General features: G+C 69.2%; 21 protein-coding genes. 5 read left to right on the forward strand and 16 right to left on the reverse strand.

The genetic code is table 11. From position 1 onward, the window contains the following. Positions 1-5: 5 nt before the first annotated feature. On the forward strand, positions 6-1,286 hold the full coding sequence (locus IEY84_RS08440; RefSeq protein WP_183544244.1) for a uracil-xanthine permease family protein: 1,281 nt from the start codon (positions 6-8) through the stop codon (positions 1,284-1,286). A 136-nt stretch (positions 1,287-1,422) separates the two neighbouring features. Here the strand turns inward: IEY84_RS08440 and IEY84_RS08445 are convergent, their stop codons facing one another. From IEY84_RS08445 to hemQ, 5 genes are all read right to left on the reverse strand, one after another. Further along, positions 1,423-1,794: a hypothetical protein gene (locus tag IEY84_RS08445; RefSeq protein ID WP_183544246.1), complete on the reverse strand. Its 372-nt coding sequence runs from the start codon at positions 1,792-1,794 to the stop codon at positions 1,423-1,425. Positions 1,795-1,806: 12 nt separating this feature from the next. Next, the gene (locus IEY84_RS08450; protein WP_183544248.1) at positions 1,807-2,379 is read right to left on the reverse strand and encodes a hypothetical protein; all 573 of its coding nucleotides are present in this window, start codon (positions 2,377-2,379) and stop codon (positions 1,807-1,809) included. Between the two features lie 9 nt (positions 2,380-2,388). Beyond that, positions 2,389-6,114 (reverse strand): RHS repeat-associated core domain-containing protein, encoded by a 3,726-nt coding sequence (locus IEY84_RS08455; RefSeq protein WP_183544250.1) that lies wholly within the window; start codon positions 6,112-6,114, stop codon positions 2,389-2,391. 10 nt (positions 6,115-6,124) lie between these two features. Continuing rightward, complete coding sequence (locus IEY84_RS08460; protein WP_183544253.1) at positions 6,125-6,832, reverse strand: WXG100-like domain-containing protein; 708 nt, start codon at positions 6,830-6,832, stop codon at positions 6,125-6,127. A 162-nt stretch (positions 6,833-6,994) separates the two neighbouring features. After that, on the reverse strand, positions 6,995-7,714 hold the full coding sequence (hemQ, locus tag IEY84_RS08465; RefSeq protein ID WP_183544255.1) for a hydrogen peroxide-dependent heme synthase: 720 nt from the start codon (positions 7,712-7,714) through the stop codon (positions 6,995-6,997). A gap of 71 nt (positions 7,715-7,785) precedes the next feature. Between hemQ and IEY84_RS08470 the strand changes: the two genes are divergently transcribed. Continuing rightward, entirely contained in the window at positions 7,786-8,733 is a 948-nt protein-coding gene (locus tag IEY84_RS08470; RefSeq protein ID WP_183544257.1) for an alpha/beta hydrolase, read from the forward strand. Between the two features lie 21 nt (positions 8,734-8,754). Here IEY84_RS08470 and hemG read toward each other — a convergent pair whose 3' ends face one another. The 8 genes from hemG to IEY84_RS08510 form a co-directional block, all read right to left on the reverse strand. Further along, positions 8,755-10,059 carry a protoporphyrinogen oxidase gene (gene hemG / locus IEY84_RS08475; protein ID WP_183544259.1) on the reverse strand — a complete coding sequence of 435 codons (1,305 nt, stop codon included), beginning with the start codon at positions 10,057-10,059 and terminating at the stop codon, positions 8,755-8,757. 33 nt (positions 10,060-10,092) lie between these two features. Next, entirely contained in the window at positions 10,093-10,380 is a 288-nt protein-coding gene (locus tag IEY84_RS08480; RefSeq protein ID WP_183544262.1) for a ribosomal protein L7/L12, read from the reverse strand. A 141-nt stretch (positions 10,381-10,521) separates the two neighbouring features. Then, positions 10,522-11,019, reverse strand: a complete 498-nt coding sequence (locus tag IEY84_RS08485; protein WP_183544264.1) for a flavin reductase family protein — start codon at positions 11,017-11,019, stop codon at positions 10,522-10,524. Then, the gene (locus IEY84_RS08490; protein WP_183544266.1) at positions 11,019-12,353 is read right to left on the reverse strand and encodes an MFS transporter; all 1,335 of its coding nucleotides are present in this window, start codon (positions 12,351-12,353) and stop codon (positions 11,019-11,021) included. Before IEY84_RS08490 ends, IEY84_RS08485 begins: the two co-directional genes overlap by 1 nt. Positions 12,354-12,364: 11 nt before the next feature. After that, positions 12,365-13,507 (reverse strand): LLM class flavin-dependent oxidoreductase, encoded by a 1,143-nt coding sequence (locus tag IEY84_RS08495; RefSeq protein WP_183544268.1) that lies wholly within the window; start codon positions 13,505-13,507, stop codon positions 12,365-12,367. Between the two features lie 35 nt (positions 13,508-13,542). Further along, positions 13,543-14,751 (reverse strand): SfnB family sulfur acquisition oxidoreductase, encoded by a 1,209-nt coding sequence (locus IEY84_RS08500; RefSeq protein WP_183544270.1) that lies wholly within the window; start codon positions 14,749-14,751, stop codon positions 13,543-13,545. Next, positions 14,748-15,854: a dimethylsulfone monooxygenase SfnG gene (gene sfnG, locus IEY84_RS08505; protein ID WP_183544272.1), complete on the reverse strand. Its 1,107-nt coding sequence runs from the start codon at positions 15,852-15,854 to the stop codon at positions 14,748-14,750. The genes IEY84_RS08500 and sfnG overlap by 4 nt, the downstream gene beginning before the upstream one ends. A gap of 176 nt (positions 15,855-16,030) precedes the next feature. Beyond that, positions 16,031-17,272, reverse strand: coding sequence for an acyl-CoA dehydrogenase family protein (locus IEY84_RS08510; protein WP_183544274.1), 1,242 nt, complete (start codon positions 17,270-17,272; stop codon positions 16,031-16,033). A gap of 146 nt (positions 17,273-17,418) precedes the next feature. Between IEY84_RS08510 and IEY84_RS08515 the strand changes: the two genes are divergently transcribed. Then, entirely contained in the window at positions 17,419-18,363 is a 945-nt protein-coding gene (locus IEY84_RS08515) for a LysR family transcriptional regulator (RefSeq protein ID WP_183544276.1), read from the forward strand. Here IEY84_RS08515 and hemE read toward each other — a convergent pair. Continuing rightward, entirely contained in the window at positions 18,342-19,412 is a 1,071-nt protein-coding gene (gene hemE / locus IEY84_RS08520) for a uroporphyrinogen decarboxylase (protein WP_373292287.1), read from the reverse strand. The genes IEY84_RS08515 and hemE overlap by 22 nt on opposite strands. A gap of 70 nt (positions 19,413-19,482) precedes the next feature. Between hemE and IEY84_RS08525 the strand changes: the two genes are divergently transcribed. Further along, entirely contained in the window at positions 19,483-20,121 is a 639-nt protein-coding gene (locus tag IEY84_RS08525) for a DUF3000 domain-containing protein (RefSeq protein ID WP_183544278.1), read from the forward strand. A gap of 82 nt (positions 20,122-20,203) precedes the next feature. Continuing rightward, positions 20,204-21,469: an HRDC domain-containing protein gene (locus tag IEY84_RS08530; protein WP_183544515.1), complete on the forward strand. Its 1,266-nt coding sequence runs from the start codon at positions 20,204-20,206 to the stop codon at positions 21,467-21,469. 127 nt (positions 21,470-21,596) lie between these two features. Here IEY84_RS08530 and IEY84_RS08535 read toward each other — a convergent pair whose 3' ends face one another. After that, a complete protein-coding gene (locus IEY84_RS08535; protein ID WP_183544280.1) occupies positions 21,597-22,979 on the reverse strand; it encodes an extracellular solute-binding protein in 1,383 nt (460 codons plus the stop codon). A 108-nt stretch (positions 22,980-23,087) separates the two neighbouring features. Further along, entirely contained in the window at positions 23,088-23,498 is a 411-nt protein-coding gene (locus tag IEY84_RS08540) for a type II toxin-antitoxin system PemK/MazF family toxin (protein WP_183544282.1), read from the reverse strand.

A 23,498-nucleotide genomic window follows, 5' to 3' on the forward strand; every position in this document is an offset into this window, starting at 1 on the left:
GCGAGATGCGATTCGGTTGGGACCTGCATGAAGACGGCAAGAACGTACGCGAGGGAGCGATCGTCAAGCCCGGCGAGCGGCTGAGCTGGCCGCGGACGATCGGCTTCGGCGGACAGCACGTGGTCGCGATGTTCGGCGCCACCTTCCTGGTGCCGCTGCTGACCGGCTTCCCGCCGACCACGACACTGTTCTTCTCCGGCCTCGGCACGCTGCTGTTCCTGCTGATCACTCGCAACCGGCTGCCCAGCTACCTCGGCTCCTCGTTCGCCTTCATCGCGCCGATCGGTGCCGCGATGGGCAGCGGCGGGATGGGGTCGGCGCTCTTCGGGATCATGGTCACCGGTGCGCTGCTGGCGCTGGTCGGGGTGATCGTGATGGTCACCGGCACCGGCTGGATCGAGGCGCTGATGCCGCCGGTGGTGACCGGTGCGATCGTCGCGCTCATCGGCCTCAACCTGGCCGGGGCCGCGACCAACAACGTGGTCGGCGGCGACCCGGCCAAGCCCGACAACGGCGCGGTGCTGGTCGCCGCGATCACCCTGGCCACCGTGCTGATCGTCGCGGTCGCCTTCCGCGGCCTGATCGCACGGCTCTCGATCTTGGTCGGCGTCGTCGTCGGCTACATCGCCGCGTTGATCGCGGGCCAGATCGACACCTCCGCGTTCGAGGAGGCCGCGTGGTTCGGGCTGCCCGACTTCACCGGGCCGTCCCTCGACTGGGCGGTGGTGCCGATGTTCCTGCCGGTCGTGCTCGTCCTCGTCGCCGAGAACGTCGGCCACGTACGCAGCGTCGCCCACCTCGCTGGCGACGACACCATCAACCGCGAGACCGGCCGTGCCCTGTTCGCCGACGGCCTCGCCACCACGATCGCCGGTGGTTTCGGCGGCTCGGCGACGACGACGTACGGCGAGAACATCGGTGTCATGACCGCGACCCGGGTCTTCTCGACCGCCGCCTACTGGGTCGCAGGTGTGGTCGCCATCCTGCTCTCGCTCTCGCCGAAGTTCGGGGCGCTGCTCAACACCGTCCCCGCCGGCGTGCTCGGCGGGATCACGGTCGCGCTCTACGGCCTCATCGGTCTGATCGGCATCCGGATCTGGCTCGACAACCGGGTCGGCTTCGCTGATCCGGTCAACCAGTTCACCGCCGCGGTCGCCCTGGTCATCGGCATCGGCAACCTGACCCTGACCTTCGGCGACCTCACCTTCACCGGCATCGCGCTCGGCACCATCGCCGCGGTCGTGATCTACCACGGGATGAGCGCGCTCGCCCGGCTCCGGCGCTAGTTGGTCGCTCCCTCCACGGACAGGAAGCCGTCGCCCTCACCCGAACCGATGATGATGCCGCCGTCGTCGAGCGTCTCCAGTTGTTTGTCGTCCAAGCCAGCCGGCAGTGCCTGCGCCCTCTCCGCGGAAAGGTACGTCAGGTGACCGACCTTTGGACCTGGCTTTCCCGCCGGTTGCACCTCGGCCACAGCGCGCATGCGGAGTATCCACCGACAGTCATCGTGATCGAGACGTCCTCGAGCCTCGTCCCGCGCGCGTCGTACGCCTGGGTCACCCCGAGATGCGGAGCGTCGGTGTTGCGCTGGAAGGCATCGGATCTCACCTTCAGCGCAATCGCCGGCTCGGCAATCACCTTCCCCGGCAGGCGCGACGACGACCACCGAAGGGTCTCCCCAGCGACGACGTCCAGAGCCGCGAGGAACGCCACCAGCTTGTCGGCGATCTGATCTGGCGACTCCTGCCTAGGACCCCAGAATCCCCGTGCGATCAGTTCGTCGAGCCTGCTCACGCCTCGCCCAGATCAGATGTTCATCGGATCAGGATGAGGCGTCGCACCCGGAACGTCTGACCAGACCAACCGAACCTCGATGTCGTCATCACCCACCAGCTCGACGATCTTCTTCGCCGCCCACTCGTTCCAGAACACGAACTCCCGCGACTCCGGGATGCGGAAGGCAGGCGCCGATGTCGGAATCTTCTCCCCGACAAAGACCACTCGCTGGATGATCTCGAGCCAGCCCTCCGGTTCCGACGAACGCTCAAGGTCCAAGCAGTCCACCAGATCTGTCGGCACGTACATCTCGTACGCCCCGGTTCCCTCATTGCGCAGGTCGACCGGAATGAAGATTCCGCGCTCGCCGAACTCGTCCCGGACGGCATCCGCGACCCGTTTGCTGAGTACGGGATACCCCTGGGCGAACGACGGAAACTCCGTACGCCGCAACGCCTCGTCGGACTCCCAGTAGGCAGCGATTCTTCGCGGCGGATCCTTCGGGAACCCGTCGAACAACCAGTTCGCGTACGCCTGGTCCTGGACCAGCACGTGCAGCGCAGCATCATCACCACGGGCGAGCATCGCGTAGACAGAAACCACCGGTCCAACCTATCCCGTCCACACCGAGCCGGGAGCCGGCGAGCCACCGGCGAGCTCGGTGGACACTGCCCGACCGATGACCCGCAGCTGGTTCTCCATAGCGGTGCCGATCTGATCCACGCTCGCTCCTCGACGGATACCAGCCGACTCGATCTGGAGAAGGCTCTGCTCGACCCTCGTGAGGAAGTTGCCGCGGTGCGTGTAGTTGTGCGGCGACGGGTGTCCCAGGGGCAGACCGTTCGCCGCGCCATTGATGTCGACGCCGTAGTAGTGCAGCATCTGCCGCGCCCGCGCGCCCGGCGCCCAATGGCCGTTCGATGCGGTGGAGGGGACGATGTGCGCAGCGGCCTCGCCGGGCTGAGGCGGTCGTCCATCGGCGATCAGGTTGCCGCGCAACTCCAGAGCGTTCTGTTTGCAGGCGCTAGGCGCCAGGCCGAGCGGGTCAGCCCACATCATCGGGTTGTGGACATAGGTGTTCGGGTTGGGGGCCGGGAGAAGACCGAGAGGATCCTGGCTCAGGTAGCGGCCCGTCGCCGGGTCGTAGTAGCGCTGGTTGTTGTAGTACAGGCCAGTCTCGGCGTCGGCGTACTGGCCGGCGAACCGCAGCGGTGTCGGCGTCGTCGTGTCGTCGCCTGGGGCTCCCCAGATGGTGCGGCGGGCATGCCAGACGAGCTCGGCGTCAGCGGTCAGCATCTCCGCCGGCGCACCCACGAGATCGGTGACGATCGCAAAGAACCGCGCGTCTGTCTGCTCCGCAGTCAGCTCGACCTGAGCAAGGGCCCGCTGCCCGTCGTGGGCCCAGGAAGTGATGCTCCCGTCAGCCGAGGTCTGCTCGACCATCGTGAGCCCATCCCAGGCGAACACCGTCTGCTCGACGATGACACCGGCCCCGTCGTGGCGTCGCTTCGCGATTCGGCGACCGAGCGCGTCGTAGACGTAGGTCCAACGGGTGCCGTCCGGGGTTCGTACGGCCGCGAGTCGGTCCTTGGCGTCCCACTCGTAGAGCCACGTGTCGGGCTTGGCGGAGAGGCGAGTTCGGGTGTGACGGACGAGGCGTCCCTGAGCGTCGTACGCGAAGCGGCTGCGGCCGGCACGAGCGAGGAGGTTGCCGTCGTACTCCCGACGTTCCGCGTCGCCACCGTTGGCGGCAGCGCGAGTGATGTTGCCGAGCGGGTCGTAGGAGTAGGACTCCGTCACCGAGCCGTCAAGCGCGACCGAGGTGATCTGGTCTGCAAGATCGAGCTCGAACCTTCGGGCACCGGTGAGCCGGTCTTCGACGCCGATCAGACGACCCGCCGACTCGTAGGCGAAGGTGCGCTCCTGGAGCACGACCAGCGGCACGGAACCAGCCTGGCGCTGGACTCGCTGAGTCAGGGGCTGGCCGATGAGGTCCCAGGTCTGCTCCAGGACGAGGTCGCCGGTGGTGCGCCGGGTCTCGCGGCCGGACAGGTCGTGCTCGAAAGCGATCTCCTGGCCGGCGACGGTCATCCGCTCCGGCGCGACGCCCGCGCCGTAGTCCCACGTCGTCTCGACACCCTCCGGTGTCGTACGCCGCGTCGGGCGGCCCAACGAGTCGTGCTCCTTCACCACGCTGCGACCGTTGACCGACTCAGCGTGCACCCGACCGAGCGGGCCTCGCTCGATGACCAGGTCGACGCCGGGAGACGTCGCCCGCAGGAGGCGGCCGACCGGGTCGTACGCCATCGTCGTGGTCTCGTCGCCGGCCTGCTCCGTGACCAGATTGCCGAGAGCGTCGTAACCGAAGGTCAATCGCTGACCCGCGCCGTTGGTCTGCTCGATCATCTGGCCGGCGATGTCGTAGGCGTAGGTCAGGGTGCGGCCGTTGTAGTCGGTCTCGGTCGCGAGGCGGCCGGCATCGTCGTAGTCGTAGCGCCAGGTCGCACCTTGGGGATTGGTGACGCTGGTGAGACGCAGCTCGGGGTCGTAGGTGTAGCGCGTGGTCGCGCCGTCGGGCGCCATCACCTCGGCGGGCATGTCGAAGTGGGTGAACCTCGTCATGGTGGTGCGACCGGCAGGGTCGGTGTAGGAGACCGGGTTGCCCTCGCCGTCGTACGTCCACGACTCGGTCGAACCATCCGGAAGACGCCGAGACGCGAGCTGACCGTCGACGGTCCAGGAGTAGGTCGTGCGCGCGCCCAGGGCATCGGTGCTGGCGACGACCCGTCCGAGGTGGTCACGCTCGAACCCTGCCGAACGACCGTCGGGCTCGACGACCCGACGTGGGAGACCGGCGGTGTCGGTCTCGATGGTGCGGACCCGACCAAGAGGGTCGGTGACCGAGGCCAGGTGGCCATCGTCCCCGTAGCCGAACGCGGTGGTGACACCGCTGGCGTCCGTGACCGCCGTGCGGCGCCCGGCGTCGTCGTAGCTCAATGTCGTCACCGACCCGTCGGGCAGCACCTGGCGGACCATGCGGGGCCCGGCGGGGGTATCGGCCCACTCCATCGTGGTCTGGCTGCCGTCCGGGCGGGTGACCTCGGTGAGGTTGCCGGCCTCGTCGTAGTCGAAGGTCGTGCGGCGGCCGAGTGGGTCGGTGCGTGCGAGTAGTTGGTTCTGCTCGCTCCACTCCGAGCTGGTCGCGCCTCCGAGCGGGTCGATCGTGGCGACGACCTGGAAGCGGGAGTTGATCTTGAAGATCGTGGTGAGCTCGCGGGAGTCGGTGACCCGCGTCTCGCGCAGACCGCTCGCGTTGGCCTCTCCGTACTCGAAGGTGTTGCGCATGACGCCGTCGGAGCCGCCCTGGCTGACACAACGGCCCTGCGCGTCGTAGACGTAGTCGTAGGAAGTGCCGTTGCGGTCGATCCAGCGGGCCAGGCGGTGCTGGTCGTAGGCGAACTCCAACTCCTCGCCGGAGCCGTTGACGACGCCGACCAGATCGCCGTTGGCGTCGTAGCGGTAGCCCATGACGTCGACCGCGTCGCTGCCGTCGGCACGGGTGACGGTCAGGCCGGTGACCCGCTGGCCCGACGTGGCCACACCCACGCGATATCCGGCACTGTGTATGACCTCCGACGGGATGCCGCGCTCGTCACGGGTGAACCGGACCGAGTCGCCCGAGGCGTTCGTGATCGATGTCAGCCAGGCCGTCCCGTCCATGACCGTGCCGTAGTGGCGGGTCTCGCCGGTCGCCGTGTCCAGCAGGTGATAGTCACCGTCCTCGGTGACCCGCATCCGGGTGGTGCCACCCGCGACCGGCCGGCTCTCCTTGCCGACCTCGAGATTGCGGAAGACATGCGCCATCGTGTCCGCCGCAATCACGACCACCGAGCGCCGACCGACCAGATCGGTGTGTACGTCGACGCGCTCGTCGAACGTCGAAGACCACGACGGGCCGAACCAGTGCCCGTAGGTCCAGTCGCTTGAGTGCTTGCGGCTGAGGACCAGCGGGAGGTCACCGGGGAGGGTGAGGTCGTTCTCCTGCAGGAAGACCGCGCCGGTGGCGACATCCACCGGGTCACCACAACCGGTCGGTGTCCGGTCGCCCTCGCGGGCCGTGCTGTCCGCATTGGAGGGCAGGCCATCCGTGCGACTGCCGGTCCGGTCAGACCCGGACCTTGCCATGTCGCTGTCCAGGTCACGACGAGCATCCGCGTGCTTCCGAATCCCGTCGGCGACGTCGTCAGCGTTCTTCTTCAGGGACTGTCCGACGTCGCGGAGAGTCTTGGTCGCCACCTCCCGGAGTTCCTCGACGACGTCATCCATCTTTCTGGCCATCGAAGTTCTCCTAGGATTCGAAGAAGGGCAGGGCGGACACCTCGGCTGCGAACGTGGCGCAAAGGTCGTACTGGTCGGCGCCACAGTCGCTGAGCGCCGTGGCGATCTGCTCCATCAGGTCGTAGCTGAGCTTGGTCGCCGCGGTCGCCTCGCCGTCGGTCACGATCGGAGCCTCGGCGATCGACATGGCGAGTTCGGTGATCGTTCCTGTCAGCGGCTCGGTCACCATGCTTGCGACCTCACCCATCACCCCTTCCATCGCGATGTCGGTGGCGATATCGAGCGCCTTCTTCCGAGCGGCGATGATCGCTGCGTTGCCGACTACGCTGAGGCCTCCCGTGACCACAGCGGTCGCGGCGGCTGCAGCGATCTGTGCCGCCGTGATCGTCAGTTCGGCAATGACCTTCATCTTCAGCGCAACGATCGCATCAGCGGCGACATCGATCCCCGTTGCGACCCCGGGCAGTGCGTCGAGCAACCCGTCCATGTTGGCCGTCCGGTTATCGGTCCACGCCCTGATCAGCGCATTCACCGACTGTGCCGTGGCCCCGTCGCCGAGCTCGTTGACTCGGATCTCCAGCTCGTCGAGCGTGCCGCGAAGGTCTGACTCCAGACCTCGCAGCAGCTGTGCGGCATCGCGGACCGCGTCCTCGTTGACGTTCGGCCACTCGTACCCGAGCAGGTCGAGTACGAAATCCAACTCCCCAGGGATGGTCATCCCCACGTCTCAGCCCTCCCCGTCGTCATGCGGACATGTCATGAGCCCATGACGGGATCGGCACACGAACCCGAGCAGGAGCCACCGCGACAGATGAGGTTAGTGGAGACTCACGAGGCCGGACAGGGAATTTCCGAGATGTTCCGACCGGTCAGGCATTCGTCAGGGAAGGCGCTCCAGGAGGTCGCCGATCTCGACGCGGGCGCCGGTGTAGAAGGGCACCTCTTCGCGTACGTGACGGCGGGTCTCGGAGCCGCGCAGGTGACGCATCAGGTCGACGATGCGGGAGAGGTCGTCGGCCTCGAAGGCCAGCATCCACTCGTAGTCGCCGAGCGCGAAGGACGGCACGGTGTTGGCGCGCACGTCCGGGTAGTCGCGGGCCATCTGGCCGTGCTCCGCGAGGAGGCGGCGGCGCTCCTTGTCGTCGAGCAGATACCACTCGTAGGAGCGGATGAACGGGTAGACCGCGACGTAGTCGTGGGTGCGCTCGTCGGCGAGGAACGCCGGCAGGTGGCTCCGGTTGAACTCGGCGGGGCGGTGCAGCGCCATCTGCGACCAGATCGGCACCAGCCGGCCACCGAAGGCGGTGCGGCGCAGGCGGTGGTAGGCCGACTGCAGCTTGTCGGAGGAGGCAGCGTGCAGCCAGAACATCACGTCGGCGTCGGCACGCAGGCCCGCGACGTCGTAGGTGCCACGCACCACGATGTCCTCGCCGGCGAAGGCTGCGAAGAGCTCCTCGACCTCGACGGCCTCGGCCTTGCGGTCGGCGTCACCGAGGGTCTCTTCGAGGGAGAAGACCGACCACATCGTGTAGCGGATGGTCTCGTTGAGCTCGTTGATCTTGGCTGCGTTGGACTTGATGTCGGCCTGCGGATCGGTCATGTCCCTATTTTGCGCTACCCCCGGTCGCCGATCCCCGCCGGGCTCTATCGGCTGGCCTCTATGGTGTGGGCATGCTGCCGCTGCGTACCCGAATTTTCGCCTTCCTCCAGGAGCGCTTGGTCAAGGCACCGCTGAACGCCGAGGAGATGATCGCCCTCCGCGCCCAGCGCGAGGGGTTCCGGACCGGGCCGGTCACCGCGTTCCTCTTCGGTCGTCCCGCGGACGTCGAGGTCAAGGAGACGTACGTCGACGGGCGCCGCTTCGCGATCTACACGCCCCGGGGCGTCGGCGAGGGTGCGCCGGTCATCATCAACTTCCACGGCGGTGGCTGGTGTCTCGGGACTCCCGAGCAGAGCGCCTGGGTCTCGTCGAACGTGGCGGCGGAGACGGGCGCGATCGTGGTCGCGCCGTCCTACCGGCTGGCGCCGGAGCATCCGTTCCCGGCCGCGGTCGAGGATGCCTGGTCGGCTCTGGAATGGGTCGCGAAGAATGCCGCTGACCTGGGCGGAGACCCCTCACGCATCGCCGTGATGGGCGACAGCGCCGGCGGCAACCTGGCGGCCGTGGTCTCGCTGCTGGCGCGTGACGCGGGCGGGCCCGCCATCGGTGCGCAGGTGCTGATCTACCCGGCGGTGGAGATGTACGAGAAGTTCCCCTCCGAGGCGGCCAACGCCAACGGGCCGGTGCTCACCTCGACGCAGATGAGCACGTTCGGCCACCTCTACATGGGCGAGCGCTACGGGGACGAGTCGTGGCAGGCCTCGCCGCTGCGTGCCTCCTCGCACGCCGACCTGCCGCCGGCCCACATCCTCACGGCGCTGCACGACCCGATCCGCGACCACGGCACCCGGTATGCGGATGCCCTCCGTGCTGCCGGGACGCCGGTCTCCCTCGTCGACTACGACACCGCGTTCCACGGGTTCATGGCGCTGCCCGGGGTCGCGCCGGCGGCGCGCGAGGCACTCGACGGGATCATCGAGTTCCTGCGCACGACGCTGGTCGAGCCCGGCGAGCGCTAGCGAGCCGGTGTCGACCAGCGGTCAGGCGAGCTCGGCCGCGGCGCGATGAGCCGAGCCGATCGTGGCGGGAATCCCGACGCCGTCGTAGGAGGCCCCGGCGAGGGCCAGACCGGGTACGCCGCGGAGTCCTTGACGGATGCGGGCGACGCGGTCGAGGTGGCCGACCGGATACTGCGGCAGCGCGTCGGTCCAGCGCTGGATGTGCACGTCCGTCGGCTTCGCGGTGATACCCGCGATCTGCTCGAGGGCTCCGAGCGAGTCGGCGACAAGACGGTCGTCGTCGTCCGAGGGCGGCTCGCCGTGGCGCCCGATGGAGGTACGCAGGTAGTTGCCGCGCTCCCCCACCCACGCCCACTTGGCGAAGGAGAAGGTGGAGGCCTTGATCGCGCACTCCTCGACCGGCGGGACCAGGAAACCTGACTTCCCGGCGAGCTCCGCGGGGAGGTCGGGGAAGGCGAAGGTCACCACGGCGACGCTCGCGGTCTCGATCCCGGACAGCTCGCGGGCGACCGATGGCGCGGTCGAGCGGAGCAGCTTCGCAGCGACCGGCGCGGGAGTCGCAACCACGACGGCGTCGGCCGCTTCGACCTCGTTGCCGATCTCGATCAAAAAACCCTGCAGCGTGCGCGTGACCGTGTCGACCTTCACGTTGAACCGGACGTCCAGCCCCTCGGCGAGGGTCGCGGGCAACCCGGACATCCCGCCGTCGATCCCGGCGAACACCGGGACGTTCGAGCTCGGGAGCGCGGCTGCGGCCTCGAGCAACGATCCCTTCTCGGCCAGCATGAACAGCTGCGGGGCCGCCGCCTTCACCGAGATCGCGCGGGCGTGACCGGCGTAGACCCCCGCCAGCAACGGGTCTGCCAGCCGATCGGCCGTCTCGTCCCCGAAGCGCGAGGCGATGAAGTCACCGACCGAGATGTCCTCGTCGGTCTTGGCGGGTGGGAGCGTGGGTTCGCGGCGTACGACCTCCAGGGTCTCCTCGGAGAGAACCCCGGACGCCTCCAGTGCGGCCAGGTCGAGAGGCACGCCCATGATCGAGCGCGGGATCGGCCGCAGCTCGCCGCGCGACCAGATCGACGACTTCGCATCCGTGGGGTGCACCACTTCGAGCCCGAGCTCCTGCGCGAGCGAGACCCCTTCGGGCCGGCGGTTGAGCATCGCCTCGGCACCGACGTCGACCACCTGCCCGGCCACGGACTCGCCGCGGATCTTTCCGCCGACCCGGTCGGATGCCTCCAGCACCGTGACCCGGTGGCCCTTCAGGGACAGATCGCGGGCCGCGGTCAGCCCGGCGATCCCTGCTCCGACGACGATGACACGCACAGGAGAATTCTCGCATCCCGCTGATCGCCGGGATCAGGTGAGCCGCTCGACCGCTTCCTTGGCTTCGAGCAGCCCGGCACCGGTCGCCTCCCGGTAGAGCTTGATCGCCTCGATCTTCTTGCCCGCACGCACCAGTGCGACGACCTCGTCCTGGCGCGGCGCCGGCGGCTCCTCCAGCCCGGCCTGCTTCAGCAGCAGACCGACCTTGTCCTCGAGTCTGTCGAGCCGGCGCCCGATCTCCGTCCTGGTCCTCTTCTGCGACGAATCGATCGCGTAGATCAGGAGCAGGGCGGCAATGAGGACGGCACCGATGGTTTCCACACCCGAACCCTAACCACCGCCGAGACGTCACTCGCGTCGGCCGAGATGGCACCGGATTGCCATCTCGGCCGACGCACGTGACGTCTCGGCCGACGTACGTGACGTCTCGGCCGACCTACGTGACGTCTCGGCGGGGGTGGGTCAGCCGGCGAGACGGCCGAAGTTGGAGCGGTGGAAGACGAGGGGCTGGCCGGCGCCGTGGTCGGCGGCGTGGAGCCGGAGGAGTACGACGATGTGGTCGCCGGCCTCGACCTCGCGATAGACGGTGCAGTCGAACTGCGCCAGACCCTCGTCGAGCGTCAGCGCCCCGTCGGAGGACGCGCTGACGACGAGTCCGTCGAAGCGGGAGTCGACGGGGCCGGCGAGCTGACGGCAGACCTCGCCGTGGTGCTCGGCGAGAACGGTGACCCCCAGGTGCGAGGAGCGCCGCAGGTCGGGCCACGTCTTCGAGGTCCGGGCCACGGAGAAGGAGACCAGGGGCGGGTCCAGGGACACCGAGGTGAACGAGGACGCGGCCAGACCGACGGGGCGCCCGTCGACGACGGCGGCGACCGCCACCACCCCGCTGGGGAAGACCCCGAAGGCCTGCCGCAGCGCGGCCGGGTCGAGATCCTGGTTCGTACGCAGCGGAATGGTCATCACGCCACCACCTCTCTCGCGGGCACTGCCCGCGCCTCGTCCACCGCCGTGTCCCGCAGCCTCTCGCCACGGGTCTCCGGCAGCAGCCACATGCAGGTCAGACTGATCACGGCGACCACGACGTTGTAGCCGGCTACCCACCACAGTGTGCGGTCGTCGGAGAGCGCCACCAGGCCGGCCGCGATCAGCGGCGTCAGCCCGGACGCCACCACTCCGGAGATCTGGTAGAGCGCGTTGAGCGCGGAGAACCGGTAGCGGGTGTCGAACAGCTCGCTCCAGAACGCCGCCAGCGGTCCGTAGACGGTGCCGTAGACCAGGCCCAGCCCACCGACGAAGGCTGCCACCGACGGCACCACCGCACCGGACTGCACCGCGGCCGCGACCGGGAAGGCGATCACCAGCCCGAGCACGGCCCCCACGGTGTAGACCGGCCGCCGGCCGAACCGGTCGCTCAGCGCTCCGGAGACGACGGTCATGACCACACCCAGCAGTGCGCCGGCCATGATCGCGTTGAGCACCACCGACCGGCTCAGACCCGCGTCCGCCACCGCGTAGGAGAGCAGGAAGACCGAGTAGAGGTTGTAGGTGAACCCCTCCACGAACCGGGTCCCCATGCCGAGCAGCAACGTGCGCGGCTGACGCCGGAAGAGCTCGCCGACCGGCAGCTTGGAGACCTTCTTCTCCGCCTGCACCTCTTGAAACGACGGCGTCTCCATGATCGAGAGCCGGATCCAGGCGCCGATGGCGAGCAGCACGATCGAGATCAGGAAGCAGACCCGCCACCCCCACGCGAGGAACGCCGCGTCGGGCAGCTGCGAGGCCAACGCGAACGCCCCGGAGGCGAGCACCAGCCCGCCCGGGACACCGATGTGCGCGAAGCTTCCGTAGAGTCCGCGACGCCCGGCCGGGGCGTACTCAGTGGCCAGCAGCACCGCGCCGCCGTACTCACCGCCGACCCCGATCCCCTGCGCGATCCGCAGCACCACGAGCGCGATCGGGGCGAGCACCCCGATGGAGTCGTACGTCGGGAGCAGCCCGACCAGCGACGTACCCACGCCCATGATCACGAGCGTCCAGATCAGCATGGTCTTGCGACCGATCCGGTCGCCGAAGTGCCCGAAGATCAGGCCACCGACGGGGCGGGCCAGGAACCCGACAGCGAAGGTGCCGAAGGAGGCGAAGGTCGCGGCGGTGCCGCTGAGCCCGTTGAAGTAGAGCTTGTCGAAGACGAGGCCGGCGGCGGTGCCGTAGAGGAAGAAGTCGTACCACTCGATGGTCGCGCCGACCGAGGCCGCGAGCGCGACCCGCCTCGGGTTCGCCGTAGCCGCAGACATCGGGATCCTCCTCACTGGGCCGCGGCGCCGAACGGCACCGCCGCCCCTCGACCGGCGACCGGGGCGGGGTGGGACCACAGGCCGCGCCGGGCGAGCTCGGGCAGGACGCCTTCGCCGAACCAGTAGGACTCCTCCAGGTGCGGGTAGCCGGAGAGCACGAACTCGGAGATCCCGACGGCGTGGTAGGCCTCGATCAGGTCGGCGATCTCGGTGTAGGAGCCGACGAGCGCGGTCCCGGCGCCACCACGGACCAGTCCGATCCCGGCCCACAGGTTGGGGTGGATCTCGAGCCCGTCGCGCGAGCCCTGGTTGAGCTCGAGCATCCGCCGCTGACCTTCGGAGGCGCTGCGGGAGAGGCCCGCCTGGACCCGCTCGATGTCCTCGTCGGAGATGTTCGCCAGCAGCCGGGCGGCCTCAGCCCACGCGTCCGACGAGGTCTCGCGGGCGATCGAGTGCAGCCGGATCCCGAAGCGGAGCTCGCGGCCGCGGTCAGCGGCCAGCTTCTGCACCTTGGCGATCTTCTCCGCAACCGCGGCCGGCGGCTCGCCCCAGGTCAGGTAGACGTCGGCGTAGTCGGCGGCGACCTCCAGCGCGGCAGGCGAGGAGCCGCCGAAGTAGACGTCCGGGACCGGCGTCGGCCGCTGCTCGAGCCGGGCGTTCTCCACCGAGAGATGCGCCCCGGAGAAGGTCACCGTCTCCCCCGCCCACAGCCGGCGGACGATGTGCAGGAACTCCCCGCACCGCTCGTACCGCTCGTCCTTGGCCAGGAAGTCGCCGTACATCCGCTGCTCGTGGTCCTCACCTCCGGTGACGACGTTGAGGAGCAGCCGCTGCCCGGACAGGTTCTGGAAGGTGCCCGCCATCTGTGCGGCCAGGTAGGGCGAGACCGAGTCGGGTCGGAAGGCGACCAGGAACTTCAGCCGCTCCGAGAGGGAGCTGAGCATCGCGGTCGTCACCCAGGCGTCCTCGCACCATGCCCCGGTCGGCGTCAGCGCCGCCTCGAAGCCGAGCTGCTCGGCGCTGCGAGCGATCTGGCCGAGGTACGGCACCGTCGCCGGACGGCCCGAGGCCAGCGGGCTGACGCCGTGACCACCGCCGATCACGTGGCGCCCGTCGCCGCCGTTGGTCGGGAGGAACCAGTGGAACTTGAGCATCTTCGTCGCTGCCTTTCACGTGGGGATGGGGGATGTCAGATCTGTCCGTGCCGTGGCGGCGGGGTGCCGTCGACGGCCCACCGGCCGAGGTGCTGGACCTTCCAGGCGGCCGGGTCGTGGAGGGTGTGGGTGCGGGCGTTGCGCCAGTGGCGGTCGAGGTTGGTCGACGTCAGCGCCGCGCGGGTGCCAGAGACCTCGAGCAGCCGGCTGGAGACGTCGACCGACACCTTCGCCGTCGACGCGCGTGCGGCCGCCACGGCCAAGCTCGCCCGCGCGGCCGATTCCTCGGTGAGGTCCGCGTCGGCCTCGTCCACGCGTCGCGCGGCCTCGACGAGGAGCGCCTCGGCGCCGCGTACGGCCAGCTCCATCTCGCCGAAGGCGTGCACGACCAGCGGGTCCCGTGCCGCCGTCTCGGCGCCGGCGATCGTGATCGCGTCGGGATGTGGACGGGACTTCGTGCGAACGAACTCGGCGGCCTCGTCCAGCGCCCGCCGGGCGATCCCCGCGTCGATGGCCGCGTGCAGCAGCTGCGCGAAAGCGCCGTAGGTCGTCGGTACCTCGAAGGTGACCGCGAACGGCGTCACCCACTCCTCCGGGACGACGACGTCGGTGAGGCGCACGGTCCCGGACCCGGTCGTACGCTGCCCGACGGCGTCCCAGTCGTCGATGATCTCGACCCCGTCGGTGCCGGCACGGACCCAGGCCACGTGCAGCGGTCCGTCGACGTCCAGATGGGTCAGCACCGCGAGGTAGTCGGCGAAGAGCGAGCCGGTGCAGTAGAACTTCTCGCCGTTCAGCCGCCACTCCCCCGGCTCCCGAGCCGGCGTGAGGGTGGTGCGGATGTCCCGCACGTGCTTGGTCCCGAACTCCGACTGCGCGTTGGCGACCAGCGCCCCGGCGCGGACCTCGCTGTAGATCCGCTGCTGCTGTTCCCGCGTGCCGTTCAGCCGGAGCTGGTTCAGGAAGACGAAGTGGCTGTGCGGCACCTGGCCGACGTTGGGATCGCCCCAGGAGACCAGCCGGAACACCTCTGCCACGGTCGTGGCCGGGAGCTCGGGACCGCCGAACTCGAGGGGCACGGTCAGCGCGCCGAGCCCGGCGGCGGCGTACGCCTTGATCTGGTCGTGGGGCAGCGCCCGGACCCGATCGCGTCCGCCGTCGCCGAGGGCGAGCTCGTCGGCCAGCCTCCGCGCCACCAGCGGTGCGGTCTCGGCATCGAGTCGGGCGATCTCGGTGGTGCTCAAGCCACGGACTCCAGCTGCTGCGCCTCGAGCTCGCGCACGATCGGAAGGACGCGCTGACCGAAGTACTCCACGTCCTCGAGGTAGTGCAGGAAGCCGCCGAGAATCAGGTCGGCGCCGGCCCTCTTGAGCTCGACGATCCGTTCGGCGACCTGCTCAGGCGTGCCGATCAGTCCGGTCCGGAAGCCGTCGTTGTACTGCACCAGGTCCTCGAAGCTGGAGTCCTGCCACATCCCGGTCTTGTCGCCGGTCGACTGGCCGGCCTGCTTGACCGCGGAGCCGAAGCCCTCGACGGCCTCCCGGTCGGCCTTGTCGATGATCTCGCGCAGGGTGTCCTTCGCCTCCTTCTCGGTATCACGGGCGACGATGAAGCCGTTGATCCCGAACCGGACCCGGCGTCCCAGCGGTCCGGCGACCGCGTTGACGTCCTTGATCTGCGCGGCCAGGCCCTCGGGGGTGTTGCCGTTGGCGAAGTACCAGTCCGAGACGCGGCCGGCCATCGCCTTGGCGTCGGAGGAGTTGCCGCCCTGGAAGATCTCCGGGTGCGGCCGGCCCTCGCTGGCCAGCGGCTTCGGCTTCAGGTCGAAGTCGTGCAGCCGGTAGAAGTCGCCGTTGAGCTCGGCGGCGTCGCTCGTCCAGATCTCGCGCAGGTAGCGGATGAACTCCTCCGAGCGGCGGTAGCGCTCGCCGTGCTCGAGCCACGGCTCGCCGAGCTGGGTGAACTCGTTCTTGAACCAGCCGGAGACGACATTCACCGCGGCACGACCGCCGGAGATGTGGTCGGCGGTGGCCAAGAACTTGGCGAGTACGCCGGGCTGCCAGAGCCCCGGGTGGACGGCGGCGATCACCTTGAGCCGCTCGGTGGCCAGCAGCAGCGCGAGGGAGAACGAGGTGGACTCGTGCTGGTAGGCCGCACCGTAGGAGGCCATGTAGCGCACCTGGGACAGGGCGTACTCGAAGCCGTTGTTCTCGGCCAGCTGCGCGAGCTTCTTGTTGTAGTCGTAGCTCCAGTCGGTGCGCTGCTCGATCTTGCTCACCACCAGGCCGCCGCTGACGTTGGGCACCCAGTAGGCGAACTTCAGGGGCTCGGTTGCCGGTGAAGTCATGCTGGTCTCCTTGGGTCGCTAATGTCTACTAAACTTATCTGATTAAACAGGTGACGGGGACCGGGTCTTCCGATGCGGACCACCGGCCGTGCTGATCAGTGGCCCAGATCCCGTGATAGGCGCCGCCTATCAGGCGGCGCCGGGGCGCGAGGCCCTACAGATCACCGAAGGCCGGCTCACGTGTACCAAGTCGGCGCGGGGATCTCCCCGAGCAGCGCGTAGCGACCCACCTCGGCCCGCTTGTGCGCCACCGGGTCGTGCAGCGAGTGGGTGCGGATGTTGCGCCAGAAGATGTCCAGGCCAACCTTGTTGGACGTCGCCCGGGCGCCGGTGAGGTCGTAGACCTTGGTGCCGATCTCGAGGCCGACGTCTATCGCGACCTGCTTGGCCGCGGCGATCACGACGGCCGCCTCACCACGCTCCTGCTCGGTGACCTCGTCAGCATGGGAGTTGATGGCCTCGATCAGGCCGGCCGCCCGTTCGGCCAGCGCCTGGGCCGCCCACAGCTTCGAGGTCAGGTCGCCGTACGCCTCCTGGATGTAGAACTCCTCGCTCCCCGTCTCCTTGACGTCTCCGGCGTAGGGCCAGGCGCGGGTCGTGTCGCGGGTGTAGGTCGCGGCAGTAGTCAGCGCACCCTCCGCGATGCCGAGGTAGAAGTTGGTGAAGACGAGCTGGATGATCGGCACGTTGAGGGTGTTGTAGACCCGCGGGAGGAACTCGTACGTCCCGTCCTCCTGCTTCACGTAGCCGGCCGCGGACTCCCAGGGGACCCGCACGCCGTTGATCTCGACGGCGCCGGACTCGGTGAGCCGCTGGCCGAGGTTGTCCCAGTCGCCGGCGAAGACGATGGCCTCCTGCTGGGTCGGGACGATCGCGAAGACATGCTTCTCGGTGCCCTCGATGACACCTTCGAGCACGGTCAGGTCGGAGATCCGACCGCCGGTCGAGAACGACTTGCGGCCGGTGAAGACGAGCTCGTCACCCTCGACCCTGATCACCAGGTCGTCGTCGCGCGGGTTGACCGCGCCGCCGAAGAAGAAGTTGTTCTCGGTGTAGAGCTGCTCGACGGCGGCGATCTGCTCCGGGGTGCCGACCAACCGCGCCGCCCAGGCCCACAGGTAGTGATAGCCGAGCAGCTGCCCGATCGAGCCGTCGCCCGCGGCGACCGCCCGGATCACACGCAGCGCGGTCGTCCAGTCCTGGCCGGCGCCGCCGTGCTCGGCAGGGCCGAGCAGAGTGACCAGGCCGGCCTCCTTGAGCAGGTTCACCTCATACGTCGGGACCTGGTTGGCCCGGTCGCGGGCGACCGCGTCCACGGAGAGCCTGGTGGCCACCTCGCGGGCACGGTCGACCCAGCCCTCCGGGGTCGTGGGTGCCGCGCCGAACTCCGCGGCGTTGCGTACAGCTTCGGTTGTCATCGCGCCCTCTCATGTCTTGCGTCGTGGATGTTTCCGTCTTTAGTCGACTAAGTTACTGGAGAATGAGTGATGTGAAGCGGGCTGGACGCCAGCGATCACCGATCACCCGCTCGGGATGACCGATCACCGACCGACGAGAGGACAGCGTGAGGATCGAGCAGCTGGAGTACATCGCGGCCGTGACCCAGTACGGCTCGCTGCGCCGCGCCAGCGAGCAGCTCCACATCTCCCAGCCCGCCCTGAGCGAGGCGATCACCAAGCTCGAGCGCGAGCTCGGCGTGACCCTGCTCGACCGGCGCCGCGCCGGGGCGCGGATCAGCCGCGAGGGGCAGGAGCTGCTGCACTCGATGGCCGACGTACTGGAGGCCGTCGACCGCCTCCGCCTGGCCGCCGGCGACCAGAACGCCGGGGTCAGCTCGGTACGGGTCGGCACGGTCCACGCCGGCACCTCGACCGTGCTGCTACCGACGCTGCGGAGATTCGCGGACGAGCATCCGCGCACGAGCGTCGAGGTGCGCACGATGGTGCAGGAGGACATCTACCTCGCCCTGGCCGAGGGCACGATCGACATCGGCCTGGTCAACCTGCTCGACGGCGACGACCTGCCGCCGACGGTCGAGGGCACCGTGCTTCTCCATGGACAGCCGATCGTCGTGCTGCCCGCTGGCCACCCGTTCGCGTCCCGCGACGAGATCACCGTCGACGAGCTCCGCGGGGAACCGTTCGTCGGCATGCGCTCGGGCTACCTGATGTATCGCTTCGCCCACCGGGTCTTCGGCCGCGACCTCCCCCACCACTGGCACGCCACCGATGGCGCCGAGATGGGCAAGATGATGGTCGGCGAGGGCCTCGGGCTCACCCTGCTCCCCGACTACAGCGTCGTCGGCGACCCGCGTGAGACCGGCGGGCACATCACCGTACGTCCCCTCGCCGGAGATCGCTCGCGCGTCACGATGGTCGCGGTGCGACGGCACAACGCACGTACGACCTCGGGGGCGCGCAGCCTCCTCGACCTGCTGGCCGAGACCGCCGCCCGCGCTCAGCCGTCTCGGACTCAGCCCTCTCGGACTCAGCCCTCGGCCGGCTCGTAGCTCTGCACGAACTCGGTGAGCCGGGCGAGCTGGTCGGGGTCGGTGGTCGGGATGACGCCGTGGCCGAGGTTGAAGATGTGGCCCTTGGCGCGCCGCCCGGTCTCGATGATCCTCCCGGCCTGCTCGAGCATCACCTCGGTGGGCGCGAAGACGAGGGCGGGGTCGAGGTTGCCCTGGACTCCGAAGTCGTCGCCGAGCTGGGTGATCGCCCAGTCCAGCGGCGTACGCCAGTCGACACCGACGACCTCGGCACCGGCGCTGCCCATCAGCGGAAGGAGCATGGCGGAGTTGACGCCGAAGTGGATCCGCGGGACGCCGAGCTCGCCGATCCGGGTCAACACCTCCGCGGAGTAGGGCAGCACGTGGCGCTCGTAGTCGGCGGGCGTGCAGGCACCGGCCCAGGAGTCGAAGAGCTGCACCGCAGAGGCACCCGCGCGGACCTGGACCTCCAGGAACGCGCCGGAGATGCCGGCGATCTTGCGCATCAGGGCGTCCCACACGTCGGGAGCACCGAACATGAGCGCCTTGGTCTTGGCGTACTCCTTCGAGGGGCCGCCCTCGACCAGGTAGGAAGCCACCGTGAACGGGGCGCCGGCGAAGCCGATCAGCGGGGTGCCGCCGTTGATGCCGGCCAGCTCACCGGTGAGGTTCTGGACGGCCTCAGCGATGTAGGGGACATGCTCCGGCGTCAGATCCGGGATCGCCTCCACGTCGGCCAGCGTGCGCACCGGGTTGGCGATCACCGGGCCGACACCGGGCTTGATGTCGAGGTCGACCCCGACAGCCTTCAGCGGCAGCACGATGTCGGAGAAGAAGATGGCCGCGTCGACCCCGTAGCGACGTACGGGCTGGAGGGTGATCTCGGTGATCAGCTCCGCGTTCTGGCAGGACTCGAGCATCCCGATGCCCTCGCGGACCTTCAGGTACTCGGGCAGCGAGCGGCCGGCCTGACGCATGAACCACACCGGCGTACGACTCGGCTTCCGCCCTGCCAGCGCCTGCAGGAACGGAGAGGATGCGAGCGCGTCGGAGGTGCTGATCTCAACCACACAGCAATGGTCCCACCCGGCGCGGCGTGTACGCACATCGCGAATCGCGGAGAAGACATACGCTGTTCACATGGTCGTCCGTGGAGAGTCGCGTCCCACCGCGGGACCGGAGAGCGCCCCGGCCGCGTTCCGGTCTGCCGCGGAAGGCCTGCGCGCCGCGACCTTCCGGCCCGAGGTGCTGGCCGAGGAGATGCCGGCGCCCCAGCGGATCGCTCCGCACGCCGCGGCGTTGTCGGCCGATGTGACCGTCGGCGACGTGGACGTGGCGACCGGGCGGCTGATCCTGCTGCACGATCCCGACGGCAACGATGCCTGGGGCACGGTGGGCGGCCTTCCCGGGACGTTCCGGCTGGTGGCGTACGCCCGCGCTGACATCGATGTCGAGCACATCAGCGACCCGCTGCTGGGCGAGGTCGGCTGGTCCTGGCTCCTCGACGCCCTGTCCGGTCACGGTGCAGAGCACGTCGCCGCCGCAGGCACCGTGACCCGGGTCGCCACCGAGTCCTACGGCGGGATGGCCGACGAGGACGGCACCGCCCAGATCGAGATCCGCGCCTCCTGGACGCCGGTAGGACCGGCCTCGGGCGACCTAGACCTACGGCCGCACACCGAGGCCTGGGGCGAGCTGCTCTGCACGGCCGCGGGCCTACCTCCGGTGCCGGAGGGTGTCACCGTCATGCCGAGCCGACGCGGGCAGCGAGGCGCGTGATCAAGCCTCAGCGAGAGACCCAAGGGATCAGCGCGCCGCCGCGTCCGTATCCTTGCGCGTGCGCAACGGAGGTGGCGGCGTGATCGAGGAGCCAGAGACAGACCAAGAAGACGCGGCGGAGACGCAAGAGGAATCCGCCCCGGCACCGCTGCTGACCCTGCGCGACGGCCTGCCTCCGGTCACCGACACCGACGAAGGTCTGGCCAAGGCTGCCGCGGCCATCGCAGCGGGCACCGGTCCGGTGGGGATCGACGCCGAGCGCGCCTCCGGTTACCGCTACTCGAACCGCGCCTACCTGATCCAGCTGCGCCGCGAAGGCTCCGGGATCTGGTTGATCGACCCGATCGGGCTGACCACGATGCAGCCGCTGATCGATGCGCTCGAGGGCACCGAGTGGATCCTGCACGCCGCCACCCAGGACCTCCCCTGCCTCAGCGACCTCGGCCTGCATCCTTCGGCCCTGTTCGACACCGAGCTCGCCGGACGCCTGCTGGGCTATCCGCGCGTCGGGCTCGGCACCCTGGTCGAGACGGTGCTCGGCTTCACCATGCTCAAGGAGCACTCTGCGGCCGACTGGTCGACCCGGCCGCTACCGGAAGCCTGGCTGGAGTACGCCGCGCTCGACGTCGAGGTGCTGGTCGAGCTGCGCGACGCGCTGGCCGCGGAGCTCGTCGCCGCAGGGAAAGACACCTGGGCTCGCCAGGAGTTCGACTGGCTGCGCGGCTTCGAGGCGCCGGTGCGTACCGACGCCTGGCGGCGCACCTCTGGCATGCACCGGGTCCGCGGCCGCCGCGGTCTCGCCGCGGTGCGCGAGCTGTGGACCGAGCGCGACCGGATCGCTCAGCAGCGCGACGTGACCCCGAGCCGGATCATCCCCGACGCCGCGATCGTCGCCGCCGCGCAGGACCTCCCGCAGGACAAGGCCGCGCTGCTCGGGCTGAAGGGCTTCCACGGCCGTGGCGCCGAGCGCTACGTGACCTCCTGGGTGAAGGCACTCAACCGCGCGGTCACGATGGAGGAGGACGAGCTCCCGGTGCGGTCGCCGCGCTCCGAGGGTCCTCCCCCGCCGCGCGCGTGGGCGGACAAGGATCCCGTTGCCGCGCGCCGTCTCACGTTGGCGCGTGAGTCCGTGAACGCCCTCGCCGAGGCCCGCAACCTTCCGGCCGAGAACCTGCTCACCCCCGACTTCCTACGCCGCGCCATGTGGGCGCCCCCGAAGTCCCGCGACCCCGGCGCCCTCCTCGACGGCGTCATCGAGATCCTCTCCGGCTTCGGCGCCCGCGGATGGCAGATCGCTCTCACCGCCCCGCTGCTCACCGACGCCGTGCTCCACGCCGAGACGAACTGAGCGAGGCCGAGACGTCACTCGCGTCGGCCGAAGCGTCACTCGCGTCGGCCGAAGCGTCACCGGGTGACGTTTCGGCCGACCTACGTGACGTCTCGGCCGACGTGAGTGACGTCTCGGCGCGGGAGGGTTACGAGCTCGGCGCGGGCGAGGTGGAGGGCGAGGGCGAGGCGGCGGGCGTCGGCTGCGGGAAGACGGTCTTGGAGAGCTCGTCGATCTGCGCCGCGAAGTCCTCGATCTGGTCTGTCTCGGCAGCAGCCAAGGCGCCTCGTACGGCGGGGGCTGCCACCTTCTGCAGCTGAGCGAGCTGGGTGGCCTCCGGGAGGACCTGCATGTCGCGCACGGTGTCGGTGAAGATCCGGGCGTTCTTGGGGTTGCGCTCCGGCTGGGTGAAGACCGGGGCGTAGCCGACCTCGGAGTTCACCGGCACGAAGTGGCCGGTGCGGACCATCTTGACGACCGACTCGGTCGAGATGAGGTAGCTGAGGAAGTCGGCGGCGGCGTCGGGGTCGACGGTCTCCGCGCCCATGCACAGCCCGGCGTAGTCGCCGGTGGTGCCGTTGCCACCAGGCATCGGCATCACGTCCCACTCCATCCCCTCGGTCGCCCGAAGGTCGGAGACCAGCGACCGGTCCCCGACCAGCGCGACCAGGCGGCCCTGCTTGAAGGCCTGGAACGGGGTGCGCCCGCCGAGGTCCTTCGAGGTGGCCAGCACGTTGGGCTGGTTGAGCGCCCCGACCAGCTCCTCGTACGCACCGGCCGAGTCCCCCAGCGCGGTGGTCGTCGGGGCCAGCGGGTCGTCGAAGAGGGTGGCACCGGCGCCCGCGAGCCAGGGCATCAACGCGGAGAGGTTCTGCTCGACGTAGGTGCCCCGGACGCCCTTGTTGTGCTCGGCGGCGTAGGTCATGGCCGAACCGAACTGCTCGAGGGTCCAGCCACGCAGGGAGCCATCGGCCCGGACGCTGGGCGTGGGCAGACCCTCCTTCTTCATGGCCTCGAAGTCGATCAGCCCGGTGTTGACGTAGACGACCTGCGGCGAGACGGAGTAGGGCATGCACTCGAGGCGGCGGTCGACGGAGAAGTCCTCCATCGCCTCGCGGGAGTACTTGTCACCGAAGTCGACGTTGCGGGCCTCGAGCAGGGTGTCCACCGGCTGGATCGACTTGTCCTCGGCGAACTTCACGACGTCGGCGCGCGGTGTCAGCACGACATCGACCTTCTCGCCGCTGTCGATCGCCGCGGTGAGCTGATCCGCGGTCGGCCAGGACTTCACCTCGACGGTGACGTTGGGAACGTCCTGGGTGTATTCGGCAGCCAGCTGCTTGTAGGTGTCGACCAGCGTCTTGTGACCGGAGACCCCGAAGACGAGCTTCACCTTCGCAGGGGCCTTCGTCGTCGTCGGGCTCGGCGAAGGCTTCGCGGCCGGCTCACCACCGCATGCCGCGAGGGAGGCCGAGAGAACCGTCACCAGAAGTGCCGTTGCCAGCCGCTTGCGCCGCACCATTTCCTCCATCTCAACACCAGGACCGGGTCTGTGATGGAACCACAGACCCGGTTTACCAGCGATTCACTTTACGATACGTACCTGGACACTTCCTGAGAAGAACGCCTCAGGACGGCCTCAGGCGAGGTGATCCCGTGCGGCCTTGATCACATCGTCGAAGATCACCTTGGTCAGCACATCACCCTCACGGCGTACGTCGGCCGGATCCATCCGGATCAGCCGGTCCAGGCGGACCTCGGAGGGCCGGCCCTGGCGGTCCCAGCCGCCGGTGCCGACATCCATCCAGTGGCGACCGTGCCGGGCTTCCTGCGCCTCGTCACGGTCGTGGTCCTTGCTGGTCAAAATCAGGCAGAGGAGTACGCCGGCCCGCTGGCCGATCACCAGGACCGGTCGGTCCTTGCCCTGGGTCTCGTCGTCCTCGTACGGCACCCAGCCCCAGACGACCTCGCCCGGGTCGGCGTTGCCGTCGCCGATCTCGGGTTCGTAGGAGATGGCGCCCTCGCGTGAGGCGGGCTGCGTGTCGGTCAC

The sequence above is a fragment of the Nocardioides albus genome, from assembly GCF_014648255.1.
GTDB lineage: Bacteria > Actinomycetota > Actinomycetes > Propionibacteriales > Nocardioidaceae > Nocardioides > Nocardioides albus.

Coding starts and splice junctions, on each gene's coding strand:
- IEY84_RS08440 (WP_183544244.1), top strand. CDS start 6: ATGCGATTCGGTTGGGACCTGCATGAAGACGGCAAGAACGTACGCGAG.
- IEY84_RS08455 (WP_183544250.1), bottom strand. CDS start 6,114: ATGGCCAGAAAGATGGATGACGTCGTCGAGGAACTCCGGGAGGTGGCG.
- IEY84_RS08460 (WP_183544253.1), bottom strand. CDS start 6,832: ATGACCATCCCTGGGGAGTTGGATTTCGTACTCGACCTGCTCGGGTAC.
- hemQ (WP_183544255.1), bottom strand. CDS start 7,714: ATGACCGATCCGCAGGCCGACATCAAGTCCAACGCAGCCAAGATCAAC.
- IEY84_RS08470 (WP_183544257.1), top strand. CDS start 7,786: ATGCTGCCGCTGCGTACCCGAATTTTCGCCTTCCTCCAGGAGCGCTTG.
- IEY84_RS08485 (WP_183544264.1), bottom strand. CDS start 11,019: ATGACCATTCCGCTGCGTACGAACCAGGATCTCGACCCGGCCGCGCTG.
- IEY84_RS08490 (WP_183544266.1), bottom strand. CDS start 12,353: ATGTCTGCGGCTACGGCGAACCCGAGGCGGGTCGCGCTCGCGGCCTCG.
- IEY84_RS08495 (WP_183544268.1), bottom strand. CDS start 13,507: ATGCTCAAGTTCCACTGGTTCCTCCCGACCAACGGCGGCGACGGGCGC.
- sfnG (WP_183544272.1), bottom strand. CDS start 15,854: ATGACTTCACCGGCAACCGAGCCCCTGAAGTTCGCCTACTGGGTGCCC.
- IEY84_RS08510 (WP_183544274.1), bottom strand. CDS start 17,272: ATGACAACCGAAGCTGTACGCAACGCCGCGGAGTTCGGCGCGGCACCC.
- IEY84_RS08525 (WP_183544278.1), top strand. CDS start 19,483: ATGGTCGTCCGTGGAGAGTCGCGTCCCACCGCGGGACCGGAGAGCGCC.
- IEY84_RS08535 (WP_183544280.1), bottom strand. CDS start 22,979: ATGGAGGAAATGGTGCGGCGCAAGCGGCTGGCAACGGCACTTCTGGTG.